Origin of the sequence: Pseudomonas sp. D47 (assembly GCF_045447305.1) — a bacterium.
Classification (GTDB): domain Bacteria; phylum Pseudomonadota; class Gammaproteobacteria; order Pseudomonadales; family Pseudomonadaceae; genus Aquipseudomonas.
Genome location: NZ_JBJGXU010000218.1, coordinates 1 through 291 on the forward strand (window position 1 = coordinate 1; position 291 = coordinate 291).

At 63.2% G+C, this 291-nt stretch carries 1 protein-coding gene; it reads left to right on the top strand.

Going from position 1 to position 291, the window contains the following annotated elements; all coding sequences use genetic code 11:
- Window positions 1-291 (top strand): AMP-binding protein (locus ACI77I_RS32295; protein ID WP_407000276.1); only part of this gene is annotated, 291 nt, incomplete at both ends.

Consider the following 291-nt stretch of genomic DNA (forward strand, 5'->3'; position numbering starts at 1 on the left):
CTGAACGTCAGCCTCGACGACATCGCGGTGTTGCAATACACCGGCGGCACCACCGGCCTGGCCAAGGGCGCGATGCTGACCCACGGCAACCTGGTGGCGAACATGCAACAGGCGCGGGCATGCCTCGGACAGTTCGGCAGCGACGGTCAGCCATTGCTGCGCGAAGGTCAGGAAGTGATGGTCGCGCCGCTGCCGCTGTACCACATCTATGCCTTCACGGCGAACTGCATGTGCATGATGGTGACCGGCAACCACAACGTGCTGATCACCAATCCACGCGATATCGGCGCC